The organism is Phenylobacterium sp. (assembly GCF_036502675.1).
Taxonomy (GTDB): domain Bacteria; phylum Pseudomonadota; class Alphaproteobacteria; order Caulobacterales; family Caulobacteraceae; genus Phenylobacterium.
The window spans coordinates 1-3,553 of the sequence record NZ_DASXYF010000038.1; the positions used below are offsets into that span (position 1 = coordinate 1).

The following is a 3,553-nucleotide window of genomic DNA, read 5'->3' on the forward strand; positions in this document are numbered from 1 at the left end:
CAGCCAGGGCTCGGCGTCCGGCTCCGACCAGTAGGCGGCCAGCGGCGGATAGGGCGGGAAGCGGCCGTCCTCGCCCAGCTCGATCTGCCGCGTCACCCAGAAGTCGGCGAAGTCGTGGACGTAGAGCTGGAACAGGTTCTCGACCGTCTGGCGTTTCCCGGCCGCGGTTTCGAGCGTCACGTGCATGGCGCATCCTGGAAAGAAGAAGGGGGCGACGTCGCCGCCGCCCCCCCTTGGGTTCGTCTACGAAGACCCTAGAGCCTCAGGAGGCCGCGCCGCCGCCATAGGCGCCGGCGTCGATGCGGATGCCCGGACCCATGGTCGAGGAGAGGCTGACCTTCTTGATGTAGGTCCCCTTGGCGCCCGACGGCTTGGCCTTGTTGAGGGCGTCGATCATCGCCCGCACGTTGACCAGCAGCTGTTCTTCGGTGAACGAGGCCTTGCCGACGCCGGCGTGGACGATGCCGGCCTTCTCGACGCGGAACTCGATGGCGCCGCCCTTGGCGTCCTTGACCGCCTGGGCGACGTTCGGCGTGACGGTGCCGACGCGCGGGTTCGGCATCAGGCCGCGCGGGCCCAGCACCTTACCGAGGCGGCCGACCAGGGCCATCATGTCGGGGGTGGCGATCACCCGGTCGAAGTCCATGAAGCCGCCCTGGATGCGCTCGACCAGGTCCTCGGCGCCGACGATGTCGGCCCCAGCGGCGGTGGCCTCCTCGGCCTTGGCGTCCTTGGCGATGACGGCGACGCGCACGTCGCGCCCGGTGCCGGACGGCAGGGCGACGACGCCCCGCACGTTCTGGTCGGAGTGGCGGGGATCGACACCCAGGTTGACGGCGATCTCGACGCTCTCGTCGAACTTGGCGGTGGCGTTGGCCTTCACCAGCTTCACCGCTTCCTCGACCGGCAGGTTGACGTAGCGGTCGCCGGTACGGGCCTTCAGGCGCTTGGTCTGCTTGCTCATGCTCAGCTCTCCACCACGTCCAGGCCCATCGAACGGGCGGAGCCCTCGATGATGCGTGCGGCCGCCTCGACGTCGTTGGCGTTGAGGTCCTTCATCTTCTTTTCGGCAATGTCACGCAGCTGCTGGCGGGTGATCTTGCCCACGACCTCGCGGCCCGTGGTCTTGGAGCCCGACTTCAGGCCCAGCGCCTGCTTGATGAAGTAGCTGGCGGGCGGGGTCTTGGTGACGAAGGTGAAAGACTTGTCCTGGTAGACGGTGATCACCGTCGGCAGGGGCGTACCCTTCTGCTCCTTCTCGGTGCGGGCGTTGAATTCCTTGCAGAAGCCCATGATGTTGACGCCCCGCTGGCCCAGCGCCGGCCCGATGGGCGGCGAAGGGGTGGCGGCGCCGGCGGGCACCTGCAACTTGATGTAGCCCAGAATCTTCTTGGCCATGGATGTCCTCTGTGGTCCGGGGTCCGGACGGTTGAGCCGTGGTGCGGGGTTGGCGCCCCTCCCACGGATTTAAGGCTCGCGCCGGCGGACCGGTGCGAAGCGGGCGGCATTAGCAGGAATGGGTTGGCGCGGCAACCGCACCGCCCTTCCGCACGAAAAACCTTGACAATGGGCCCGCCTCATGTTCCTGTTTTGTTCATGGTCTCGAAGCAAGAGATGGCGGAGCGGCACGGTCGCGTCCTGGCGGAGTTCGCCGAACTCGGCCTGACCCTGGGCCGCGAGCTGGCCGCCAAGGCCGCCGCCGCGCAGACCACGGAAGCCGCCGAAGCCCTGGCGCTGGCCTTCCACCGCATCTCCCGCTCGGTGCGCCTGACCATCGCCCTGGAGATGCGGCTGACCCGCGAACGGCAGGACGTGGCCAAGACGCACCGCGTCCTGGCCGCCCGGGCGGTCGAGACCCGCAAGACCCAGGTGCAGGCCGCCGTCACCCGCGCCGTCTATGACGAACGCGAAAGCGACGAGGCCGATCGCCTGCTGGACGAGCTCGACGACCTGCTCTCCGAGGAAACCCTCTACGAGGAATTCGCCCACGGCCCCGTCGAGGCCTGCATCGCCCGCATCCGCAAGGGCCTCGGCCTGTCGCCGGCCCCGCCCGACAACGATCCCGACCCGCTCTCTCCCTTCTCCCTGGAGGGGGGAAGGGTCGGGGATGGGGATGGCGCGCCGTCCGGAAAGTCTTCCAGCCCCAGCCCTTCAGGGTGATGGCATAGGGCGGAGAAGCCGCGCCAGGCCATGCCCGTCAGTGCGAACGCCGGGGCAAGCGCCTCAGGAGGTCTTCTCGACCTGGCTGTATTCCAGCTCCACCGGGGTGGCGCGGCCGAAGATGGAGACGGTGACCCGCAGGCGGGTGCGCTCCTCGTCCACCTGCTCGACGGAGCCGTTGAAGCTGGCGAAGGGGCCGTCGGTGACGCGGACCTGCTCGCCGATCTCGAACTGGATGGTGGGCTTCGGCCGCTCCACGCCCTCCTCGATGGCGCCGATGATCCGGGCGACCTCGCGCTCCGATACCGGCATCGGCTTGGAGCCGCTTCCCAGGAAGCCGGTCACCTTCGGGGTGTTCTTGATCAGGTGGTAGGCTTCGTCGGTGAGGTTCATCTTCACCAGCACGTAGCCCGGGAAGAACTTGCGCTCGGTGTTGACCTTGCGGCCGCGGCGGATCTCCACGACGTCCTCGGTGGGCACCAGCACTTCCGAGAACTGGTCCTCCAGGCCATGCGACTTGGCCTGTTCGAGGATCGATTCCTTCACCTTCTTCTCGAAGTTCGAGTAGGCGTGGACGATGTACCACTTGTGGTTCGTGGCGGGAGCGGGGGCTTCGGCTTCGGACATGGGGTTATCCAGCGTTCGCGAGCTTCAGGATCCAGTTGATCCCGAAGGCGATGACAATGTCGACGACGCGGAAGAACACGGCGGCCAGCACCACCATGATCCCCACCATCACCGAGGTGATCCAGGTCTCGCGCCGGCTGGTCCAGGTGATCTTGCGGGCCTCGAGGCGAACTTCCTTGGCGAATTGCGCCAGGCTGGTGCGCTTCTTGGGGGCAGGCGCCTGAGCGACCGGACCGCCGGAAGCCATCACCGCCGCCGTCTTGTTGGCGCGGTTCCTCATCGCTTGCGGAGTCGAGCCGGGTTTCCTGGCCATCGCGGATCTGGGACTTTCCTACACCGGGGAGCCTGGCGGCCCGCCCGTAACGTTAGACTTGGCGTACTCATATAGAGTGGCAGGAGTGGAGGGGCTCGAACCCCCGGCCCTCGGTTTTGGAGACCGATGCTCTACCAGCTGAGCTACACTCCTACGATCTCCCTCCGGCCAATGAACAAAGCGCCGGAAGGGCGGAGCCTCCCGGCGCGCGCGGCTCATCGCCGGAGCCGGCTCGTTTAGCAGGGGCCAACCCTGCGGGCAAGGGCGGGATCGGGGCGCCGGCGCGGCGGAACCGAGACTGATTTCGCGTCCCGCCGGCGCCGGCGGGGGTGCCAATGAAAAGGCCGCCGGGGTTTCCCGCCGGCGGCCTGATCATGGGCGTCCCTGCAGGGCTGGGACTATTCGATGATCTTGGAGACCACGCCGGCGCCCACCGTGCGGCCACCCTCGCGG

Annotated in this window: 5 protein-coding genes, 1 tRNA gene and 1 pseudogene; 1 reads left to right on the forward strand and 6 read right to left on the reverse strand. The window is 67.7% G+C overall.

Annotated features, from left to right (window positions below; translation table 11 throughout):
• From VGL30_RS04480 to rplK, 3 genes and pseudogenes are all read right to left on the reverse strand, one after another.
• A pseudogene (locus VGL30_RS04480) lies at positions 1 to 186 on the reverse strand (acetyltransferase); the annotation flags it as partial.
• A gap of 76 nt (positions 187 to 262) precedes the next feature.
• Positions 263 to 964 carry a 50S ribosomal protein L1 gene (rplA, locus tag VGL30_RS04485; protein WP_331537215.1) on the reverse strand — a complete coding sequence of 234 codons (702 nt, stop codon included), beginning with the start codon at positions 962 to 964 and terminating at the stop codon, positions 263 to 265.
• Positions 965 to 966: 2 nt separating this feature from the next.
• Positions 967 to 1,398, reverse strand: a complete 432-nt coding sequence (rplK, locus tag VGL30_RS04490) for a 50S ribosomal protein L11 (protein WP_331537217.1) — start codon at positions 1,396 to 1,398, stop codon at positions 967 to 969.
• Positions 1,399 to 1,596: 198 nt separating this feature from the next.
• Here rplK and VGL30_RS04495 point away from each other — a divergent pair, with 198 nt between their 5' ends.
• On the forward strand, positions 1,597 to 2,160 hold the full coding sequence (locus tag VGL30_RS04495; RefSeq protein WP_331537219.1) for a hypothetical protein: 564 nt from the start codon (positions 1,597 to 1,599) through the stop codon (positions 2,158 to 2,160).
• A 63-nt stretch (positions 2,161 to 2,223) separates the two neighbouring features.
• Here the strand turns inward: VGL30_RS04495 and nusG are convergent, their stop codons facing one another.
• From nusG to VGL30_RS04510, 3 genes are all read right to left on the reverse strand, one after another.
• Complete coding sequence (nusG, locus tag VGL30_RS04500; RefSeq protein WP_331537221.1) at positions 2,224 to 2,787, reverse strand: transcription termination/antitermination protein NusG; 564 nt, start codon at positions 2,785 to 2,787, stop codon at positions 2,224 to 2,226.
• 4 nt (positions 2,788 to 2,791) lie between these two features.
• A complete protein-coding gene (gene secE, locus VGL30_RS04505) occupies positions 2,792 to 3,067 on the reverse strand; it encodes a preprotein translocase subunit SecE (RefSeq protein ID WP_331537223.1) in 276 nt (91 codons plus the stop codon).
• Between the two features lie 110 nt (positions 3,068 to 3,177).
• A tRNA-Trp gene (locus VGL30_RS04510) sits at positions 3,178 to 3,253 on the reverse strand.
• Positions 3,254 to 3,553 lie beyond the last annotated feature (300 nt).

What these genes read in the sequence shown, in the direction of transcription:
- rplA (WP_331537215.1), bottom strand. Translation starts at nt 964, where the DNA reads ATGAGCAAGCAGACCAAGCGCCTGAAGGCCCGTACCGGCGACCGCTAC.
- rplK (WP_331537217.1), bottom strand. Translation starts at nt 1,398, where the DNA reads ATGGCCAAGAAGATTCTGGGCTACATCAAGTTGCAGGTGCCCGCCGGC.
- VGL30_RS04495 (WP_331537219.1), top strand. Translation starts at nt 1,597, where the DNA reads ATGGTCTCGAAGCAAGAGATGGCGGAGCGGCACGGTCGCGTCCTGGCG.
- nusG (WP_331537221.1), bottom strand. Translation starts at nt 2,787, where the DNA reads ATGTCCGAAGCCGAAGCCCCCGCTCCCGCCACGAACCACAAGTGGTAC.
- secE (WP_331537223.1), bottom strand. Translation starts at nt 3,067, where the DNA reads ATGAGGAACCGCGCCAACAAGACGGCGGCGGTGATGGCTTCCGGCGGT.